Here is a 19,694-nt window from a genome sequence, read left to right as displayed (position 1 = left end):
ACCGCTAACCGTCCTGTCTAGAATGGATTTCCATGAGCACCAGGACCGCGGCACCGACGCGCCGCGAGCAGATCCTCAACGAGGCCGCCAGGCTCTTCGCCGAGCGCGGTTTCCACGGGGTGGGCGTCGATGAGATAGGGGCGGCCGTCGGCATCAGCGGGCCGGGCCTGTACCGCCATTTCGCGGGCAAGGACGCCATGCTCGCCGAACTGCTCGTCGGCATCAGCGGCCGGCTGCTGGACGGCGGCAGGGAGCGCGTGGCGGCCTCGACCGGCGACCCGGCGGCCGTGCTCGCCTCGCTGATCGACGGCCATATCGACTTCGCCCTGGACGACCGCCCGCTGATCACGCTGCACGACCGCGAACTGGACCGCCTCAGGGACAGCGACCGCAAGCTCGTACGGCAGCTTCAGCGGCAGTACGTGGAGCTGTGGGTCGCCGTCGTACGGGAGATCCACCAAGACCTGCCCGAGCCGGTCGCGCGCGGCGCCGTGCACGCCGTCTTCGGCCTGCTGAACTCCACGCCCCACCTGAGCCCCACCGGGCGCGGCACCCCCCGGCGCGCCGTGGCGGAAACGCTCCTGCGGCGCCTCGCGCACGGCGCGTTCGCCGCCCTCGGCGACCCGGACTCCGATCCCGACCCCGGCTCGGGCCACCGGGCTGTCAGGCCCTGAGACCGGCCAGCTCCCTGGCCAGCGTGTCCACCGGCTGGAAGGTCGCGCCGAGCAGTGCCACATGCTTCCAGTGCAGCGTCCCGTCCGGTGCGATCAGGAAGACCGCGCGGCGCAGCCCGATCCCGGGCGCGGCGATCCCGAACGCCCGGGCCACCGTCCGGTCGGTGTCGGCGAGCAGCGGGATCCGCAGGCCGTACTTGCGGGCGAACGCCTCGTGGCTGTCGACGTCCTGCGGGCTGATGCCCCACACCTCGGCGCCCAGCTCGGTGAAGGTCTCCAGGCCGCTGGAGTACGAGCACAGCTGCTTGGTGCAGACGCTGGTGTCGTCACCGGGGTAGAAGGCCAGGACCAGCGGGTGGCCCCGCCGCTCGTCGAGGCGGTACTCCCTCCGTACGAAGGTGTCGTCCCCGTCGGTCACCTTTTCGAGCACCCCGCCGGGCAGGGTGAAGTTCGTGACGGGACGGCCGGGACCGGGTGCTGCTGCCACAAGGGGCTCCTTCGTCGGTCTGTGCGCGCGTGTTCGCGTGTTCGCGTCTTCTTCGGTACGGAGGCCGGCGCGGATTGCGCCGCCGGGTCCGGTCCTGGTCCGGTCCGGGTCCAGCCTCCGGGACGATCGTCGGGACGAGCGGCACCGCGCGTACATCTGACGGCACAATGGGCTCATGCCGATACCCAGCCGCGAAGCTCTCGTCGACCACCTCGTCCGCACGCGCATCGCCGGAAACGTGGCCACACCCAGGGACAACAACCTCTCCCACTATCGCAAGCTCGCCAACGGCGACCGCCACTTCTGGCTGGGCCTGGAGCTCGGGGACCGCTGGACCGACGAGCAGGACGTGCTCGCCGTGATGGCCGAGCGGTGCGGGGTCAACGACGATCCGGAACACCGGCACGGCCAGGACACCATCGACCCGGAGCTGACCGTCGACGCCCTGGGGCGGATGGCGGCGCGGCTGCGCAAGGCGGCGGCGGGCCGCGAGAGCGTGCTGTTCGCCACCGGCCACCCCGGCGGCCTGCTCGACGTGCACCGGCAGACCGCGGACGCGCTGCGGCTGGCGGGCTGCGAGATCATCCGGATCCCCGGCGGCCTCACGGCCGACGAGGGCATGGTCTTCCAGTTCGCGGGCGTCGCGATGCTGGAGCGCGGGGCGACGCTCTGGCACACCCACTCGCCCGAGCCGATGCGGGCCATCCTGGACGGCCTGGAGCGCGACGGAAGACCGCAGCCGGACCTGGTGCTCGCCGACCACGGCTGGGCGGGCTGCGCGGGCCAGCGGGGGCTCGACTCCATCGGGTACGCGGACTGCAACGACCCGGCCCTGTTCATCGGCGAGGCCGAGGGCACGCTCCAGGTGACGGTCCCGCTGGACGACCATGTGACGGACCCGCGTTTCTACGACCCGATGACGGAGTACCTGCTGCACGAGGCCGGCCTCACGAACACCGTCTGAGCACGGAACACCGTCTGAGCGCGAACACCGCCTGAGTACGAACGAGCGGCACCACGGCACCACAGCGGGCCCGGCGCTGAGGACATGAACAGCGGCCGGGCTCAGTCGCGCCCCGGCCCGGGGCCGCTGCCCCGGCCTCGTGGCACGCGCATGACGCCCTCCTGGATCACCGAGATCGCCAGATCCCCGTCCCGCGTGTAGATCCGCGCCTGGCCGAGCCCGCGCCCGCCGGACGCGGACGGCGACGTCTGGTCGTACAGCAGCCACTCGTCCGCCCGGAACGGGCGGTGGAACCACATGGCGTGGTCCAGACTCGCCCCGACGATGTCACCGCTCGCCCAGCCGCCTCTGCCGTGCGCGAGCAGCACCGAGTCGAGCAGCGTCATGTCGGAGACGTACGTCGCCAGGCAGACGTGCAGCAGCGGGTCGTCGGCGAGCTTGCCGGCCGTACGGAACCACACCTGCGAGCGCGGCTCACGCACCTGCCCGGCCGTGGCGTACGGCGGGGCGTCCACGTACCGCAGGTCCACCGCGGCGCGCGTCTCAAGGAGCCGGTCGACCACGGACGGGTCGACGAACCGGTCCGTGTGCCGGGGCAGCAGCTCGGCCGCGGTGGGCAGCGACTCCGGATCCGGCGCGGGCGGCATCGCGGCCTGGTGCTCCAGGCCGTCCTCGTACGTCTGGAAGGACGCGGACAGGTGGAAGATCGGCTGGCCGTGCTGGACGGCCACGACCCGGCGGGTGGTGAAGGACCGGCCGTCGCGGATGCGGTCGACGGTGTAGACGATCGGCGCGCCCGGATCGCCCGCGCGCAGAAAGTACGCGTGCAGGGAGTGGGCGGAGCGGTCGGCGGGGACGGTACGGCCGGCGGCCACCAACGCCTGCGCGGCGACCTGGCCGCCGTAGACGCGCGGGACGGCCGTCGGGCGGCTGAGACCGCGGAAGATGTCCTCCTCGATCCGCTCCAGGTCGAGCAGATCGAGAAGGGACTCCAGTGCGTCCATGGCGGCGTGCCGGTCCCGCGTCCTTACAGACCCATGGACTTGGCGATGATCATCTTCATGACCTCGCTGGTGCCGCCGTAGATGCGGTTGACGCGGTTGTCGGCGTACAGGCGGGCGATCGGGTACTCGTTCATGTAGCCGTAGCCGCCGTGCAGCTGAAGGCACTTGTCGATCACGCGGTGCGCGACCTCCGTACAGAAGAGCTTCGCCGACGCGGCCTCGGCGGCCGACAGCTCGCCCGCGTCGTGGGCTTCGAGGGCGCGGTCGCAGACGGCCTCGGCGGCGTCGACCTCGGCCTTGCAGGCGGCCAGTTCGAACTTGGTGTTCTGGAAGGAGGCGACGGTCTTGCCGAAGACGGTGCGTTCCTGGACGTAGTTCTGGGCGAACCGGATGGCGGCCGACGCCTGCGCGTAGGCGCCGACGGCGATCCCCAGGCGCTCCTGCGGCAGATTCTGGCCCAGGTAGGAGAAGCCCTTGTTCTCCTCGCCGAGCAGGTCGCCGACGGGCACCTTGACGTCGCTGAAGGACAGCTCGGCGGTGTCCGACGACTTCAGCCCCAGCTTGTCGAGCTTGCGGCCGACCGCGTACCCCTCGGACTTGGTGTCCACGACGAAGAGCGAGATGCCGTGCCTGCGGTCCTCCGGGCTCGGCGGGGCGGTGCGGGCGCAGACGATGACGCGGTCGGCGTGCACACCGCCGGTGATGAACGTCTTGGCGCCGTTGAGGACGTAGTGCGAACCGTCGGCGGAGAGCTTCGCCGTGGTCTTCATCCCCGCGAGGTCGGACCCGGTGCCGGGCTCGGTCATGGCGATGGCGTACATGCTCTCGCCGGTCACGAAGCCGGGCAGCCAGCGCTTCTTCTGCTCGTCGGTGGCGTACGCCTTCACATACGGCAGACAGAGCGCCACGTGCACGCCGGACCCTCCGAAGGAGACACCCGCGCGGGCGCACTCCTCGGAGACGATCGCCTGGAACTTGAAGGACTCCTCGCCCGCGCCGCCGAACTCCTCCGGCACCTCGATACCGAAGATGCCCAGCTCGCCGAGCTTGTAGTAGAACTCGCGGGGCACCAGGCCCTCGGCGTACCACTCGTCGTAGACGGGAACGACCTCGGCCTCGATGAAGGCGCGGAGGGTCTCCCGGAACGCCTCGTGGTCCTCGTTGTACACGCTACGGCGCACGGAAGCCCTCTCCTTCGGTCTGGGTCGCAATGTCTAAGCGCTTGCTCAGTCCAAGTTACCGGGGGGTTCGCAAGGGTGTCCAGAGAGCTGTGGTGTCAGCGGCGTCACAGCCTTCTTGGGATGACGCGATCCCCGGCGGGGCAACAAGCCCATGGGGCAAGGTGATTGCCACGGAAGCCGACAGAGGGCGGGGCAAGGATGAGGGTGCGGATCTCCGTCGAGGATGACGCGCTGTCCGTCGCCGATCTGCGGTCCTGGCTGGGACAGGACCCGGGCACGCGCCGCATCCCGGTGACGGTGGAATCGTCCGCGAGGGGCGAGATGAGCGCGTTCGACGTGCTCGAAGTGGCGCTCGGCAACGGCATCGCGGCGGCGAACCTGGCGGTGGCCGTCGCCGCGTGGCGTACGGCGCGGGGAGCCGCACTCGGCGGTCGTACGGTCCGCCTGGAGCACGGGGGTACGACCGTGTCCGTCACGAACGAGTCCGCCGAGGAGATCGACCGGATTCTGCGCGCCCTGCGAGAGGGCGACAGCGAGGGCGGGGACCCGCGGGGGGACGCCGGGTGAGACCGGCGGATCCGGGTTCGTCCAGGGCCGTCCTGATCGGCGCGCACACCTTCCGGCACCTGCCACCCCTGGGACCTGTCGAAGCGAACGTGACCAGGCTCGGGCGGTTGCTGACGAGTGACGACGTCGGCGGCCTGGCCCCCGAGCACCGCCTGGAGCGGCTGCGAGCCGCCGACCCGGGCGACGAACGGCAGTTGTATCCGGCACTGCCGGACTCGGAGTCGACAGGGAAGTGGTACCGGACGCCGCGGTACGCCGACGTCCGCGACAGGCTTCGGCATCTCGAAGACTGCTGAGTCGGAGACCCCGCGGCGCCACCGTGCGGGCCGCTACGCTCCTGTGTCGTGGAGCAGACGCGTCTCGACACCGGTCGGATACGGGCGGCCAGGCGGCTGATCGATCCCGTCTTTCTCGACACTCCGCTCTACCGCTGCGAGGCGCTGGAGCCCGGGCTCGGGTGTGCCGTGAGTGTCAAGCTGGAGACGGCGAACCCCGTGCGCAGCTTCAAGGGGCGCGGGACCGAGGTGGTCGCGAGTCTGCTTGGTGGCGAGGGGGCGCGGGAGGTGGTCTGTGCCAGTGCGGGGAATCTTGGGCAGGCCCTCGCCTGGTCCGGTCGTGGCCGGGGGCTCGGCGTGCGGGTCGTGGCGTCGCGCTTCGCGACGCGGGCCAAGCTCGACCGGATCCGCGCGCTGGGCGCCACGCTGGAACTGGTGGACGGTGACCACGAGTTGGCGCGTGAGCGGGCCGCGGAGATCGCGCGGTACGACGGGATCCGGCTGGTCGAGGACAGTCTGGACATCGAGACCTGCGAAGGCGCGGCGACCATAGGTCTGGAACTGGCGGACGCCGCCCCGTCGTTCGACGCCGTCCTGATCGCTCTCGGCGGCGGGGCGCTGGCCACCGGGGTGGGGCATGTGCTGAAGGCCCTGGCGCCCGGTGTCGAGGTGATCTGCGTCCAGCCGCTGGGCGCACCGGCGATGACGCGTTCGTGGCGTCAACGGCGCGTCGTGACAACCGAGTCGGCCGACACCATCGCCGACGGTGTCGCCGGCCGATTCCCCATCCCGGCCGTCCTGGACGATCTCCTCCTGGTCGCCGACGACGCCGTCCTGGTCCAGGAGGCGTCGATCATCGCCGGTATGCGGATGCTCCACGACCACGCCGGCCTGATCGTCGAACCGTCGGCCGCGCTCGGCATCGCGGCCGTTCTCGAAGACCGCGACCGCTTCGCCGGCCGGCATGTGGCCACCGTCGTGTGCGGCGGCAACGTCGACATGGACGCCTACCGCCGCTGGATCGGCGCCGGGGGGAAGACATGACGGACGACGGCCGGAGCTGGGGCGCGACGCGCGCCTGGGTGGAGAAGCGGCTGCCCCCGGCGGAGCGCGTCGAAGACGTCGTGCGCCTGCGTGGGGGCTGGACGTCCGAGATGCGCCGGCTGGACATCCGCGGGCCGGGAGGACGGCGTTCGCTGGTGCTCCGGTCCTTCGTCAAGCCGTTCTACGTCCGGCACGCCGAAGGGCTGCTGACACGCGAGGCGAGCGTCCAGCGGCTGCTCGAAGCCACCGGTGTGCCCGCCGCCCGGCTCGTGGCCGTCGACGCCACGGCCGAGCACTGCGACCACCCCTCGTTGCTCATGACCCTGCTGCCGGGCACGGTCCGGCTGACCGACGAGGGATCGGACCGGCGAGCCGAGCTGCTGGCCCGTCAACTGGTGGGCATCCACCGCGTACGGGTGAGCGAGGAGACCCGGCCGCGGACCTACGAGGCATGGACCGCCCCCGAGCGGGTGACCGTGCCCCCGGCCACCGGGCGCCCCGAGCTGTGGCGGCGCGCCGTGGACGTCATCCGGCGCGATCCGCCCGGCTGCCGGCCCCGGTTCCTGCACCGCGACTTCCACCCCGGCAACGTCCTGTTCGACGGTGCGGGCGACGACCAGCGAGTCAGCGGCGTGGTCGACTGGGTGGAGACCTCCTGGGGACCGGCCGACCTGGACGTGGCGCACTGCTCGACCGCCCTGGCGCTGCTGCACGGCGTCCCTGCGGGCATGAGCTTCGCCGACCGCTACACCGAAGCGGGCGGCTCACTGGACGAGGACCGCGCCGCGCACCTGTACTGGCGCCTGCTGGACGCGCTGGCCTTCGCACCGGACGCCGAGAAAGTCGCCGTGCCCTGGCGGGAGTCGGGGCGCACCGACCTGACCCCGACCGTGCTGGCCGGCCGACTGGAGGCTTACGTCGAGGCGCTGCTGGACCGCTACGCGTGAGGCCGGCCCGCCTGCCGCAGCCACACCCCGTCGCGCATGACGACCCGCCCGCGCAGCTCCGGCTCGCCGCGCCACGCGCGTACCGTCCTCGGGACCACGCGTACGTACACGAAGGAACCCTCCTCCGCGCGCGGATCCCAACCGAACTTGCCGGCGAACGCGTCCGCCGCCTCCGCGGGCACCTCCCGGTCCGGGAAGCACCGTGCCTCCCCCTGGAGGAGCACCACGTCGAAGGTGTCCGGCAGCGACAGGCGCACGCGCGGCTCCTCGCGGACGTTTCGCACCGTCACCGACGTGGCGCCCGTGCACATCCACACCGCCTGCCCGTCCCACAGGAACCACAGCGGCACCTGGTGCGGACCGTGATCGGGGTGGGCCGTCGACACCCATACATCCCGCTCGGTGGTGAGCCGCGCCAGAGCGTCGCGTATCCGCTCCGCCGGCTCGCGGCCGACGGTTCCCGTGGTCTCCATGAGGACCGACCCTAGCCAGGCGTCGCGGATCGCGCCTGGGGCGCGGGACCTACTCCCAGCGACCGATGAGCCCAGGTCGCAGACGAGTTGACCGCCGAACAGGAGGAGGCGGGGTCGCCGCGCGGACGGGCGGAGCCGGGTGGCTAGAGTGGCGGGGGAGAGGCGGTGACCGATGGGGCGAACAGTGGCGCGTACGGCGGCGCCTGTGAGCCGTGGTCTGCTGGCTCTGCTCGTCGGGGTCGTCACCCTGCTGTGCGTCCTGGGACCCGCACGGGCCGGCGCCGTGGAAAGCCCGCCGGTCGCCGGCGGTCCGGCGTACGCCGTGAACGCTTCGGCCGATCTCGCGGACCAGCCGGGCGGTTCCGCCGCTCCCTGCGGGAAGAAGGCCGTCCTCGAGACCGGCCCCCAGCGCGCCGACAGCGGCCCGAGGGTCTCTCCGCTTCCCGCCTCGCACGTCGCCGACACCGGGCTGACGCGTCCCTTCGCCGAGGAGGGCCGCTGCCGGCCGTCGGGACCCGCCCCGCCCGCTCCGATACTCCCGCTGCACTCCGTTCTCAGGATCTAGACCGACGCGTCACGCGTCGGTCCAACACCCCCGAATCCTTGAAAACGGAGTAACTCCAGCATGTCCGCTTCCCCGCGCTCCGCGCGCCGGGCGGGTCTCGCGCTGCGCGAATGGCGGTCCGGCCAATGGGCCGTGGCGGCCGTCGGCGCGCTGCTGACGGCGCTCGCCGTCGGGGCGCCGACCGATGTGGTGCCCAACCCGCTGTTCTCCCGCTCGGTTCCCGTCCAGTGGTGGAACTACCCGGCCCTCGCCCTCACCGCCGTACTGGCCGGGATCGTCCTGAGCACCTTCGTAGGACGCCCCCTGTCCACGCGACAGCGCCCCGACGGCGGCCGGCTCGGCGCCGTCGGAGGGATCCTGTCCTTCCTCGCGGTGGGCTGCCCCGTCTGCAACAAGCTCGTCCTGCTGCTGCTCGGCACCTCCGGCGCCCTCACGTACTGGGCGCCCGTGCAGCCGTTGCTGGCGGTCGCCTCCGTCGTGCTGCTCGCGGAGGCCGCGCTGCGCCGGCTGAACGCACAGGGCGCCTGCCCGGTGCCCGCGTCGGTGCCGATCTCCCGCTGACCTTCAGGTCCTTCGGGTCCTTCGTTCTGTTCTTCTTTCTTCCTCCTCTTCAGGAGAGGTGCGTCTTGACCGTACGAACCCCTTCCTCCCGCCGCCCCGACCGCCGGCGGATCATCGCCGGCGCCGTCCTCGTCGCCGCCGCCGCGACGGCGGCCTTCGCCCTGACCCTGGGCGGCTCCGACGACGGCGACTCCCCGGCCCGGGGCCCCGCGGCGGCCGTCGAGACCGGTGCGCCGGCGCCCGCCGACGAGCGCCTGCTGGCCCTCGCCCGGCGCGACGCGTCGGACACGCTGGCCGTCGGCCGGGCCGACGCCCCGGTCGTCATGATCGAGTACAGCGACTTCCAGTGCCCCTTCTGCGGGCAGTTCGCCCGCGAGACCAAGCCGGAACTGATGCGCTCCTACGTGGACAAGGGAATCCTGCGCATCGAGTGGCGCAACTTCCCCCTCTTCGGCGAGGAGTCGGAGCAGGCCGCGCTGGCGGGCTGGGCGGCCGGCCGGCAGAAGAAGTTCTGGGAGTTCCACGATGTCGCCTACGCCGAGAAGCGCGAGCGCAACACCGGGGAGTTCAGCGAGGACCGGCTGGTCGCGATGGCCCGTACGGCGGGCGTGCCCGACATCGAGCGGTTCAAGACCGACCTGGCGTCCGAGAAGGCGCGCGGCGCGCTGGGCCGGGACCAGGAGGAGGGCTACGGCCTGGGGGTGACCAGCACCCCGGCGTTCCTCGTCAACGGCACACCGATCCTCGGCGCGCAGCCCGCCGAGACCTTCCACGAGGCCGTCAAGGCCGCCGCGAAGGCGGCGAAGACGGCGGACCCCCATGAGTGACGCCACGCTGGCGGTCGCCCTGCTGGGCGGGCTGCTGGCCCTGCTCAGCCCGTGCAGCGCGCTGCTCCTGCCCGCCTTCTTCGCCTACTCGTTCACCAGCCGCACCAGGCTCCTCGGCCGCACGGTCGTCTTCTACGCGGGCCTGTGCACCACGCTGGTGCCGCTCGGGGTGGCGGGCTCGTTCACGAGCAGGCTCTTCTACGGCAACCGCGATCTGCTCGTGCTCATCGGCGGCTGGACGGTCGTCGCGCTCGGCGTCGCGCAGATCCTCGGGCTCGGCTTCGGTTCGCGGCGCATCGCGCGGGCGGCGGGAACGCGCCGCTCCGGGTCGGCGCTGTCGGTGTTCGCCCTCGGCGCGGTGTACGGACTGGCCGGATTCTGCGCGGGGCCCATCCTCGGTGGGATCCTCACGGTCGCGGCCGTCGGCGGCGACCCCTGGCACGGCGGGGCGCTGCTCGCCGTCTACGCCCTCGGCATGGCCGTGCCGATGTTCGTCCTGGCCCTGCTGTGGGACCGGTTCGAGCTGGGCCGCAAACGGTGGCTGCGAGGCAGGGAGATCAGGGTGGGACGGCTGTCGCTGCACAGCACGTCACTCGTCGGCGGGAGCCTGTTCGTCGTCCTCGGCGTGGCCTTCCTGGTCTTCGACGGCACCTCCGCCCTGCCGTCCCTCCTCAGTACGGATGCCGAGTTCACCCTGGAGCGGCGGCTGTCGGATCTCGGCGCGGCGGTGTCCGACCGGCTCGTCCTGCTGGCCCTGGCCGGTGTGGCCGCCGTCGCCGCTGTCGTCGTCCTGCTGCGGCCACCGCGCGAGCGGGCGACGGACACCGCAGAAAGTGAGCTGCCCGCGGGCCGGTGAAGCTCACAGCCACCGCAGCGCGAACCACAGCTCCATCCGTACGTCCGCCTCGTCCAGGTCCGCGTCCAGCAGCGTCGCGCAGCGGGCGACACGCTGGCGCACCGTGTTGCGGTGGACCGCCAGGGCCACCGCCGTACGGTCCCAACTGCCGTGCAGGGAGAGCCAGGTCCGCAGGGTCTCCGTCAGCGCGGGGGACCCGGCGAGCGGGGCCAGCCGGGAACGGGCGTGCGCCGCCGCCTCTTCAGGAGGTACGAGCGCCGTCAGGGCGTCCGGGCCGGGCTCGTGGTGGTGCACGAGGTCGGCCCGGGTCGCCTCCGCACGGCGCAGCGCGCGGGCCGCCTGGGCGTCGGCCTCCGGCAGCGCTGCGGGGGCGGCCGGCGCGCTCACGCCCAGCGCCCAGCCCGGCTGCGCGGTGACCGGGCGGTCGGTGAGGACGCGGACCGTCGTGCCGTCCGTCTCGGCCAGCGCGCTGCCGAGCGCCGCCGCCAGCGCCGACGCCGCGAACGGCGTGTCGCCGCCGTGCCCGTGCACCACGCTCCACGGGCCGGGACCGAGCAGCGGCGCCGCCTCGGTGGGTGCCGCGCCCAGCAGGAGCCGTACGAGCGCCGCCGAGCGCGCCGCCTCCGCCGCGCCCTGGTGCGGGGCCGTGAGCAGCGACAGCAGGACGACGGCCACGCCCGTGACGGTGTGGTCGCCCGCCTCCCTGCGGCCGGCGGCGACCCCCAGGACCAGGCCCTGGCCGCCGCCCAGCGCGTACGCGGCCAGGCGCGCGCCGCCCACCGTGTCGGCGGCCGTGCCGTGCGGCGGGTTCACCAGGCGCGACAGCCGGGCCAGCGCCGTACGGGATCCGGGCGCCGGGTCGCTGCCCGTGGCGTGCAGCTCCGCGCCGTCCGGGGCGTACAGCACCGCGCGCCCGCCGAGCCGCACCGCGAGCTGGCGCAGCACCGCCGGGACCGGGTCCGGGCGGGCGGCAGCCGCCGCGAGGCCCTGCTGGGCCTCGGTGACCCGGCGCAACTCGCGGTGGCGGGCCTCGGCCATCAGCCGCCACACCCCGCGCGCCACGGTCGTGAACGGGGTGCGCGGCGGGATCTCCAGCAGCGGCAGCCCATGGCGGTCGCACGCCTCGACCAGACCGGCCGGGACCGTGTCGTACACCGGCGCGACCCCGAAGCCGAGCGCCGTCGCGCCCGCCTCGACGACCCTCCTCACATAGGTGTCGGCGTGCGCGTCCGTCAGCTGCACGCCCGCGGTCAGCAGCAGCTCACCCCCGAGCAGATACGGGTACGGGTCGGCCATCTCCGAGGTGTGCACCCAGTGGACGGCCACACCCTCCGCGCCCTCGCCCCGCGCGTCCGGCAGGCCCGCGATCAGGCGCAGGCCGAGCGTGGCGTCGGCGAGCAGTGCGGCCAGCGGGACCGGCGGGGTGGGCGGAGCGGAAGGTTCCGGCATGGATGATCCATCCATCAGCGGTGAAAAGAATGGATGAAACGTACACTTCAGCGTTGCTTTCCGGCCACCTACCGTCGACACGCACAAGAGCAGCACCCCGGAGTTGATCAGTAGCAGGAGGAAGCCCCATGGCTGTGGACTACGCGGTGATCGTCGTCTATCTCGCCGGCATGCTCGCCATGGGCTGGTGGGGCATGCGCCGCGCCAAGTCCAAGAGCGAGTTCCTGGTGGCGGGCCGCAGGCTCGGCCCCTGGATGTACTCCGGCACCATGGCCGCCATCGTCCTCGGCGGCGCCTCCACCATCGGCGGCGTCGGCCTCGGCTACAAGTACGGCCTCTCCGGCGCCTGGATGGTCTTCACCATCGGTCTCGGACTCCTGGCCCTGTCGGTGTTCTTCTCCGCGCGCATCGCCCGGCTGAAGGTCTACACCGTCTCCGAGATGCTCGACCTTCGGTACGGAGGACGCGCCGGCATCATCTCCGGGCTCGTCATGTGGGCCTACACACTGATGCTCGCGGTCACCTCGACCATCGCGTACGCCACGATCTTCGACGTCCTCTTCGACATGCACCGCACCGTCGCGATCATCCTGGGCGGCGCCATCGTGGTGGCGTACTCCACGCTCGGCGGCATGTGGTCGATCACGCTCACGGACATGGTGCAGTTCGTCGTCAAGACGATCGGTGTGCTGCTGCTCCTGCTGCCCATCGCCGTCGTGAAGGCGGGCGGCTTCAGCGAGATGAAGGAGCGGCTTCCCACCGAGTACTTCGACCCGCTGGGCATCGGCGGCGAGACGATCTTCACGTACGTGCTGATCTACACCTTCGGCATGCTGATCGGGCAGGACATCTGGCAGCGCGTGTTCACCGCGCGCGGCGACAGGACGGCCCGCTGGGGCGGCACCGTCGCCGGTACCTACTGTCTCGTCTACGCGATAGCCGGAGCCGTCATCGGCACCGCAGCCAAGGTGCTCTACCCGAAGCTGCCGAGCGCCGACGACGCGTTCGCCACCATCGTCAAGGACGAACTGCCGCCCGGCGTACGGGGACTGGTGCTGGCCGCCGCCCTCGCCGCCGTGATGTCGACGTCGTCCGGAGCGCTGATCGCCTGCGCCACCGTCGCCAACAACGACATCTGGGCGCGGCTGCGCAGCCTCGTCGGGCAGCGCGAGGGGCGGACGGACACGGTGGGGGAGCGGGACGAGGTGAAGGACAACCGCGCCTTCATCCTGGTCATGGGCCTCGCCGTCATCTGCATCGCCATCGCGCTCAACGACGTCGTCGGGGCACTGACCGTCGCCTACAACCTCCTCGTCGGCGGACTGCTGGTGCCCATCCTCGGCGGCCTCCTGTGGAAGCGCGGCACCGTGCAGGGCGCGCTCGCCTCGATGATCGTCGGCGGACTCTCGGTGATCGGCCTGATGACCGCGTACGGCATCCTGGCCAACGAGCCCATCTACTACGGGCTGATCGCCTCGCTGGTCGTCTACGTCGTCGTCAGCCTGGCGACGAAGCCGACGGACGCGGCCGTGCTGGCCGCGTGGCGCCGCCGCCTCGCAGGCGAGGGCGGGGACGGGGACGGCGAGGGTCCGGACGAGAGCGGCGACGCCGCCCGGCCCGGCTCCGTCCCGGCGGGCAGCGCGGGCTGACCCCGGGTCCCGGCGGCGCCCGCCGGGAGGCTCCGGGAGGGGTCCGGGAGGGCGCCGCACCCATTGTCAGTGGCCAGGGGCATGCTGGACACGTACACGCACCACGAGAGGGCTCGACAGGCATGAGCAGCGCAGCAGGACCCGACAACACCGCCGCCACCGGCCGGGACGGCGGCCCGCGAGGGCCCGTCGACTCCTCCCGCGTGCCCCGGTACGCGGGCCCCGCCACCTTCGCCCGCCTCCCCAGGCTGGACGAGGTCGGGGCCGCCGATGTCGCCGTGGTCGGGGTCCCCTTCGACAGCGGCGTGTCCTACCGGCCCGGCGCCCGCTTCGGCGGCAACGCCATCCGCGAGGCGTCCCGGCTGCTGCGCCCGTACAACCCGGCCCAGGACGCGTCGCCGTTCGCGCTCGCCCAGGTCGCCGACGCCGGTGACATCGCCGCCAACCCGTTCAACATCAACGAGGCCGTCGACACGATCGAGGCGGCGGCCGACGACCTGCTCGGCACCGGCGCCCGCCTGATGACGCTCGGCGGCGACCACACCATCGCGCTGCCCCTGCTGCGCTCCGTCGCCAAGAAGCACGGCCCCGTCGCCCTGCTCCACTTCGACGCGCACCTGGACACCTGGGACACGTACTTCGGCGCCGAGTACACCCACGGCACCCCGTTCCGCCGCGCCGTCGAGGAAGGCATCCTCGACACGGAGGCGCTGTCGCACGTCGGCACCCGCGGGCCGCTCTACGGCAAGAAGGACCTGGACGACGACCACCGGATGGGCTTCGGCATCGTCACCTCCGCCGACGTCATGCGGCGCGGCGTGGACGAGGTCGCCGACCAGCTGCGGCAGCGCATCGGGGACCGACCGCTGTACATCTCCATCGACATCGACGTGCTCGACCCGGCGCACGCGCCCGGCACCGGCACCCCCGAGGCGGGCGGGCTCACCTCCCGCGAACTCCTCGAAATCCTGCGGGGACTGGCCTCCTGCCACCTCGTGTCCGCCGACGTGGTCGAGGTCGCCCCCGCGTACGACCACGCGGAGATCACCTCCGTCGCCGCCTCCCACACGGCGTACGAGCTGACCACGATCATGTCCCGCCAGATCGCGGAGGACCGCGCGAAGTGACTCACGACCACCACCACGAGATCCCCCGGTACACCCCCGAGCAGACCGAGCTGGCCCTGAACCCGCCCGCCGGGCGCAACGGCGGCGACCTCGTCGTGGAGACCCTCCACGGCCTCGGCGCCACCACCGTCTTCGGTCTGCCGGGCCAGCACGCGCTCGGCATGTTCGACGCGCTGCGCCGCTCCGACCTGGACTACGTCGGACTGCGCGTCGAGAACAACGCCGGGTTCGCCGCCGACGCCTACGGCCGCGTCACCGGCGAGGTCGCGCCCCTGCTGCTCTCCACCGGGCCGGGCGCGCTCACCTCACTCGCCGCGCTCCAGGAGGCCGCCGCCGCGTCGTCGCCCGTGCTCGCGATCTCCAGCCAGATCCCGTCGGCCGGCCTCGGCGGCGGCCGGCACGGCTACTTGCACGAACTGCGCGACCAGCAGGCCTCGTTCCGCGACATCGTCAAGTCCGTCCACCTCGTCCGTACGGCCTCCCAGATCCCGTCCGCGATCGCCGCCGCCTGGGAGTCCGCGCTCACCGCTCCGCACGGACCCGTCTGGGTCGAGATCCCCCAGGACATCCTCCTCAAGGAGACGACGCTCCCGCTCGTCACCGCCGTCGACGCCACCCCGCGCGAACTGCTGCCGCGCCCCGAACTGATCGCCGTGGCGGCGCACGCCCTGTCGCACGCCCTGCGCCCCGTGATCATCGCGGGCGGCGGAGTCGTACGGGCGGACGCGGCCGGCAAGCTGCGGGCCCTCGCGGAGAAGCTCAACGCCCCCGTCGTCACCACCTTCGGCGGCAAGGGCGCCTTCCCGTGGGAGCACCCCCTGTCGCTCCAGTCCTGGCTGGAGGACCGGCACACCACCGACTTCCTGGAGGACGCCGACGTCGTGCTCGTCGTCGGCTCCGGGCTCGGCGAACTGTCCTCCAACTACTACACCTTCCGCCCCCGCGGCCGGGTCATCCAGATCGAGGCCGACCTCGGCAAGCTGGAGTCCAACCTCCCGGCCCTCGGCATCCACGCCGACGCCCGCGAGGCGCTGTCCGCGCTCCTGGAGTCCGTGACCGGCAGAAAGGGCGCCGAGGCCGCGCGGGACGCCGTCCGTACGGTCCTGGAGAAGGTACGCGCCCGGCTCGACGCCCAGGACCTCGCCCTGGAGCAGCGGGTGCTCGCCTCCGTAAGAGAGGCGCTGCCCGCCACCGCGCCCAGCTTCTGGGACATGACGATCCTCGCCTACTGGGCCTGGTCCGCCTGGCCGGGCCCGATGCACTCCGGCCAGGGCGCCGGCGGGCTCGGCTACGGCTTCCCGGCCGCCATCGGCGCGGCGGCGGCCGACGCCACGAAGCCCGTCCTCGCGGTCTCCGGCGACGGCGGCGCGATGTACTCGATCGCCGAGCTGGCCACCGCCCGCCAGTACGACCTCCCCGTCACCTGGCTGATCGTGGACGACGGCGGCTACGGCATCCTGCGCGAGTACATGACGGACGCCTTCGGCGAGACCACCGGCACCGAGCTGGCCCGCCCGGACTTCGTCGCCCTCGCCGAGTCCTTCGGCGTCCCCGCGGTCCGTACGAGCCCCGAGACGCTGCGCGAGGACCTGTCGAAGGCGCTGGCGGCCCCCGGACCGTCCGTGGTGGTGCTCCCGGCGCTCCTGAAGCTGTTCGCCCCCACCCACCTGACCTGAGAAGCCCCCGCCGTACTCGGTCATCAGTCCTGGTCCCTCCGACGGGCGACTGCGACCAGCGACGGGTATTTGTTGCGGTGGGATGAAATCCGCACGTGGACGCGTTGATGCCTTCCGGCAGGGGTCCACGGGGGATGCCCGCGTACCGACAAAAACGGCAGGGCGACGGAGGGGCGGCGACAGTGGCGGCGGAGCGGACAGACCCGCGGGACGACGAGGCACAGGAGACGGCGGCGAGCGGCGGCGACGCCGGCTGGGCCCGCCGTCTGATGGGCTACGCCTGGCGCTACCGGCGCAACGTCGTCCTCGCCCTCGGCTCGTCCCTCGCCGGCATGGCCGTCATGGCGCTCGTCCCCCTCATCACCAAGGTCGTCATCGACGACGTGATCGGCACCGGCACCCGGTCCATCGCCGTCTGGACCGGCCTGCTGATAGCCGCGGCCGTCGTCATCTACGCCATGACCTACATCCGCCGCTACTACGGCGGACGCCTCGCCCTGGACGTCCAGCACGACCTCCGTACGGAGATGTACGGCACCATCGCGGGGCTCGACGGCCGCCGCCAGGACGAACTGTCCACCGGACAGGTCATCGGCCGCGCCACCAGCGACCTCCAGCTCATCCAGGGCCTGCTCTTCATGCTGCCGATGACGATCGGCAACGTCCTGCTCTTCGTCATCTCCCTCGTGATCATGGCGTGGCTGTCGCTGCCCCTGACCCTCGTCGCCCTCGCCGTCGCCCCCGCCCTCTGGTACATCGCCCGCCGCAGCCGCACCCGCCTGCACCCCGCCACCTGGTACGCCCAGTCGCAGGCCGCGACCGTCGCGGGAGTCGTCGACGGGTCCGTCTCCGGCGTACGCGTCGTCAAGGGCTTCGGCCAGGAGGAGCAGGAGACCGGCAAGCTGCGCGCCGCCGGCCGCAAACTGTTCGCCGGCCGGCTGCGTACGATCAGGCTCAACTCCCGCTACACCCCCGCCCTCCAGGCCGTACCAGCCTTCGGACAGGTCGCGATGCTCGCCCTCGGCGGCTGGCTCGCCACCCGGGGCCAGATCACCCTCGGCACGTTCGTCGCCTTCTCCACCTACCTCGCACAGCTCATCGGGCCCGTCCGGATGCTCGCCATGGTCCTGACCGTCGGCCAGCAGGCCCGCGCGGGTGTCGAGCGCGTCCTCGAACTCATCGACACCGAACCGTCCATCCAGGACGGCACGAAGGACCTCCCCGCCGACGCCGAGGCATCCGTCGAGTTCGACGACGTGACGTTCTCCTACGGAGACGGCCGCACCGTCCTCGACGGCTTCTCCCTGGAGATCCGCCCCGGCGAGACCGTCGCCGTCGTCGGCTCGTCCGGCAGCGGCAAGTCCACCGTGTCGCTGCTCCTGCCGCGTTTCTACGACGTCACGCACGGCGCCGTCCTCGTCGGCGGCCACGACGTACGCGAACTGACCCTCGACTCCCTGCGCTCCGCCATCGGACTCGTCCCCGAGGACAGCTTCCTCTTCTCCGACACCGTCCGCGCCAACATCGCCTACGGCAGACCCGACGCCACCGACGAGGAGATCGAACGCGCCGTCCGCGCCGCCCAGGCCGACCGCTTCATCGCCGACCTGCCCGCCGGCTACGACACCGCCGTCGGCGAACAGGGCCTGACCCTCTCCGGCGGCCAGCGCCAGCGCATCGCCCTGGCCCGCGCCATCCTCACCGACCCCCGGCTGCTGCTCCTGGACGACGCCACGTCCGCCGTCGACGCCCGCGTCGAACACGAGATCCACGAGGCGCTGCGCTCGGTGATGGCCGGCCGTACGACGCTGCTCATCGCCCACCGCCGCTCCACCCTCGGCCTCGCCGACCGCATCGCCGTCCTGGACGAGGGACGGCTCGCCGACATCGGCACCCACGACGAACTCCAGGAACGCTCCGCCCTCTACCGCCGGCTGCTCACCGACCCGGACGAGCTGGGCGGCGTCTCCCCGGGCCACGTCCCGGCCGTCGTGGGCCCCGCGTCCGCGCCGGACGACCGCACCGTCCAGGAGGAACTGGACGCCGAGTTCGACGCCGAACGCGGTATCACCCCCACCCTGTGGGAACGCGCGGAGGCACCCGCCGAGGAGTCCGCCGCGCCCGGCGCGACGCCCGAACTCCTCGCGCAGGTCGAGGCGCTGCCCCCGGCCACCGACGTCCCGGCCGTCGACGAGGCCCGCGCCGTCGCCGCCGAGTCGTCGTACGGGCTCAGGCGCCTCCTGCGCGGCTTCGGACTGCCACTGGCCGCCAGCCTCGCCCTCGTCGCGGTCGACGCCGGTATGGGCCTGCTGCTGCCGGTCCTGATCCGGCACGGCATCGACGAAGGCGTGGAACAGCTCGCGCTCGGCGCCGTGTGGGCGGCGTCCCTGCTCGGTCTGCTGGTCGTGTCCGTCCAGTGGATCGCCCAGATCGGCGAGACCCGGATGACCGGCCGCACCGGTGAACGCGTCCTGTACTCGCTGCGCCTGAAGATCTTCGCCCAGCTCCAGCGGCTCGGACTCGACTACTACGAACGCGAGTTGACCGGCCGCATCATGACCCGCATGACGACGGACGTCGACGCGCTGTCGACCTTCCTGCAGACGGGGCTCGTCACCGCCTTCGTCTCCGTCGTCACCTTCTTCGGCATCCTCGTCGTGCTGCTCGTCATCGACGTGGGGCTGGCACTGGTCGTCTTCGCGACACTGCCCGTGCTGATCGTCGGCACCGTCTTCTTCCGCCGCAAGAGCGTCAAGGCGTACGAGCTGGCGCGCGAACGCGTGAGCGTCGTCAACGCCGACCTCCAGGAGTCCGTGTCCGGGCTGCGCATCGTCCAGGCCTTCGGCCGCGAGAAGGACGGCGCGGAGCGCTTCGCCGGCCGCAGCGACCACTACCGGCAGGCGCGGGTACGCGGTCAGTGGCTGATCTCCGTCTACTTCCCCTTCGTCCAGCTGCTGTCCTCCGTGGCGGCGGCGGCCGTGCTGATCGTCGGCGCGGGCCGGGTGGAGGCGGGGACGCTCACCACCGGCGCGCTCGTCGCGTATCTGCTGTACATCGAGCTGTTCTTCGCGCCCGTGCAGCAGCTGTCGCAGGTCTTCGACGGCTACCAGCAGGCCACCGTCTCGCTGGGGCGCATCCAGGAGCTGCTGCGCGAGCCGACCTCCACGGAGGCGGCGACGAAGCCGCTGGCCGTGGAGTCTCTGCGCGGCGAGATCGCCTTCGAGGACGTGCACTTCGCGTACGGGACCCTGGAGGGCGGCCTGGTGGAGGGCGGCGGCGCCGGCGACCCGGACGAGGCCGTCGTACCTGTCGCGGGCGGGGAGGCCGTCGTACCTGTCGCGGGCGGGGAGGCCGTCGTACTGACGAAG

The 19,694-nt window shown here is 72.3% G+C and carries 19 protein-coding genes; 14 read left to right on the top strand and 5 right to left on the bottom strand.

Annotated elements, in window-relative coordinates:
• Positions 1 to 32 precede the first annotated feature (32 nt).
• Positions 33 to 674, top strand: a complete 642-nt coding sequence (locus BHU15_RS22605) for an SACE_7040 family transcriptional regulator (RefSeq protein ID WP_069628877.1) — start codon at positions 33 to 35, stop codon at positions 672 to 674.
• Here the strand turns inward: BHU15_RS22605 and BHU15_RS22600 are convergent.
• Positions 664 to 1,161 (bottom strand): peroxiredoxin, encoded by a 498-nt coding sequence (locus tag BHU15_RS22600; protein ID WP_069628876.1) that lies wholly within the window; start codon positions 1,159 to 1,161, stop codon positions 664 to 666. The genes BHU15_RS22605 and BHU15_RS22600 overlap by 11 nt on opposite strands.
• A 175-nt stretch (positions 1,162 to 1,336) precedes the next feature.
• On the opposite strand from BHU15_RS22600, the gene BHU15_RS22595 reads away from it, so the two are divergent.
• Entirely contained in the window at positions 1,337 to 2,125 is a 789-nt protein-coding gene (locus BHU15_RS22595) for a phosphatase (RefSeq protein WP_023541558.1), read from the top strand.
• Between the two features lie 101 nt (positions 2,126 to 2,226).
• Here BHU15_RS22595 and BHU15_RS22590 read toward each other — a convergent pair whose 3' ends face one another.
• Together BHU15_RS22590 and BHU15_RS22585 are read right to left on the bottom strand one after the other, a co-directional pair.
• On the bottom strand, positions 2,227 to 3,129 hold the full coding sequence (locus BHU15_RS22590) for an acyl-CoA thioesterase (RefSeq protein WP_069628875.1): 903 nt from the start codon (positions 3,127 to 3,129) through the stop codon (positions 2,227 to 2,229).
• 23 nt (positions 3,130 to 3,152) lie between these two features.
• A complete protein-coding gene (locus BHU15_RS22585) occupies positions 3,153 to 4,310 on the bottom strand; it encodes an acyl-CoA dehydrogenase family protein (RefSeq protein WP_031231526.1) in 1,158 nt (385 codons plus the stop codon).
• A 204-nt stretch (positions 4,311 to 4,514) separates the two neighbouring features.
• Here BHU15_RS22585 and BHU15_RS22580 point away from each other — a divergent pair, with 204 nt between their 5' ends.
• The 4 genes from BHU15_RS22580 to BHU15_RS22565 are packed head-to-tail and all read left to right on the top strand — an operon-like array spanning position 4,515 to position 7,143.
• Complete coding sequence (locus BHU15_RS22580) at positions 4,515 to 4,877, top strand: effector-associated constant component EACC1 (protein WP_069628874.1); 363 nt, start codon at positions 4,515 to 4,517, stop codon at positions 4,875 to 4,877.
• Positions 4,874 to 5,173: a hypothetical protein gene (locus BHU15_RS40890; protein ID WP_069628873.1), complete on the top strand. Its 300-nt coding sequence runs from the start codon at positions 4,874 to 4,876 to the stop codon at positions 5,171 to 5,173. The genes BHU15_RS22580 and BHU15_RS40890 overlap by 4 nt, the downstream gene beginning before the upstream one ends.
• A gap of 48 nt (positions 5,174 to 5,221) precedes the next feature.
• Positions 5,222 to 6,196 (top strand): threonine ammonia-lyase, encoded by a 975-nt coding sequence (locus BHU15_RS22570; RefSeq protein WP_069628872.1) that lies wholly within the window; start codon positions 5,222 to 5,224, stop codon positions 6,194 to 6,196.
• The gene (locus BHU15_RS22565; RefSeq protein ID WP_069628871.1) at positions 6,193 to 7,143 is read left to right on the top strand and encodes a phosphotransferase family protein; all 951 of its coding nucleotides are present in this window, start codon (positions 6,193 to 6,195) and stop codon (positions 7,141 to 7,143) included. The genes BHU15_RS22570 and BHU15_RS22565 overlap by 4 nt, the downstream gene beginning before the upstream one ends.
• Here the strand turns inward: BHU15_RS22565 and BHU15_RS22560 are convergent.
• Positions 7,134 to 7,616: a pyridoxamine 5'-phosphate oxidase family protein gene (locus BHU15_RS22560; protein WP_069628870.1), complete on the bottom strand. Its 483-nt coding sequence runs from the start codon at positions 7,614 to 7,616 to the stop codon at positions 7,134 to 7,136. The two genes, BHU15_RS22565 and BHU15_RS22560, sit on opposite strands and share 10 nt — an antisense overlap.
• Before the next feature lie 205 nt (positions 7,617 to 7,821).
• Here BHU15_RS22560 and BHU15_RS22555 point away from each other — a divergent pair, with 205 nt between their 5' ends.
• From BHU15_RS22555 to BHU15_RS22540, 4 genes are all read left to right on the top strand, one after another.
• On the top strand, positions 7,822 to 8,181 hold the full coding sequence (locus BHU15_RS22555) for a hypothetical protein (protein ID WP_069628869.1): 360 nt from the start codon (positions 7,822 to 7,824) through the stop codon (positions 8,179 to 8,181).
• 60 nt (positions 8,182 to 8,241) lie between these two features.
• The gene (locus tag BHU15_RS22550) at positions 8,242 to 8,742 is read left to right on the top strand and encodes a hypothetical protein (RefSeq protein WP_069628868.1); all 501 of its coding nucleotides are present in this window, start codon (positions 8,242 to 8,244) and stop codon (positions 8,740 to 8,742) included.
• Between the two features lie 65 nt (positions 8,743 to 8,807).
• On the top strand, positions 8,808 to 9,569 hold the full coding sequence (locus tag BHU15_RS22545) for a DsbA family protein (RefSeq protein WP_069628867.1): 762 nt from the start codon (positions 8,808 to 8,810) through the stop codon (positions 9,567 to 9,569).
• The gene (locus BHU15_RS22540; RefSeq protein ID WP_069628866.1) at positions 9,562 to 10,425 is read left to right on the top strand and encodes a cytochrome c biogenesis CcdA family protein; all 864 of its coding nucleotides are present in this window, start codon (positions 9,562 to 9,564) and stop codon (positions 10,423 to 10,425) included. The genes BHU15_RS22545 and BHU15_RS22540 overlap by 8 nt, the downstream gene beginning before the upstream one ends.
• A gap of 3 nt (positions 10,426 to 10,428) precedes the next feature.
• On the opposite strand, the gene BHU15_RS22535 is transcribed toward BHU15_RS22540, so the two are convergent.
• Positions 10,429 to 11,874 carry a PucR family transcriptional regulator gene (locus tag BHU15_RS22535; protein WP_069628865.1) on the bottom strand — a complete coding sequence of 482 codons (1,446 nt, stop codon included), beginning with the start codon at positions 11,872 to 11,874 and terminating at the stop codon, positions 10,429 to 10,431.
• A gap of 128 nt (positions 11,875 to 12,002) precedes the next feature.
• Here BHU15_RS22535 and BHU15_RS22530 point away from each other — a divergent pair, with 128 nt between their 5' ends.
• The 4 genes from BHU15_RS22530 to BHU15_RS22515 all read left to right on the top strand — a co-directional run.
• The gene (locus tag BHU15_RS22530) at positions 12,003 to 13,523 is read left to right on the top strand and encodes a sodium:solute symporter family protein (protein ID WP_069628864.1); all 1,521 of its coding nucleotides are present in this window, start codon (positions 12,003 to 12,005) and stop codon (positions 13,521 to 13,523) included.
• Positions 13,524 to 13,645: 122 nt separating this feature from the next.
• Positions 13,646 to 14,650 carry an agmatinase gene (gene speB, locus BHU15_RS22525; RefSeq protein ID WP_069628863.1) on the top strand — a complete coding sequence of 335 codons (1,005 nt, stop codon included), beginning with the start codon at positions 13,646 to 13,648 and terminating at the stop codon, positions 14,648 to 14,650.
• The gene (locus tag BHU15_RS22520) at positions 14,647 to 16,326 is read left to right on the top strand and encodes a thiamine pyrophosphate-binding protein (protein ID WP_069628862.1); all 1,680 of its coding nucleotides are present in this window, start codon (positions 14,647 to 14,649) and stop codon (positions 16,324 to 16,326) included. The genes speB and BHU15_RS22520 overlap by 4 nt, the downstream gene beginning before the upstream one ends.
• Before the next feature lie 269 nt (positions 16,327 to 16,595).
• Positions 16,596 to 19,694, top strand: a 3,099-nt coding sequence (locus BHU15_RS22515; protein ID WP_107422910.1) for an ABC transporter ATP-binding protein, incomplete at its 3' end; no start/stop codon positions are given.

It is taken from the genome of Streptomyces niveus, assembly GCF_001723055.1.
Taxonomy (GTDB): Bacteria; Actinomycetota; Actinomycetes; order Streptomycetales; family Streptomycetaceae; genus Streptomyces; species Streptomyces niveus.
The sequence above is the reverse complement of the archived record's forward strand: the minus strand, read 5'-3'. Positions and strand labels throughout refer to the sequence as shown.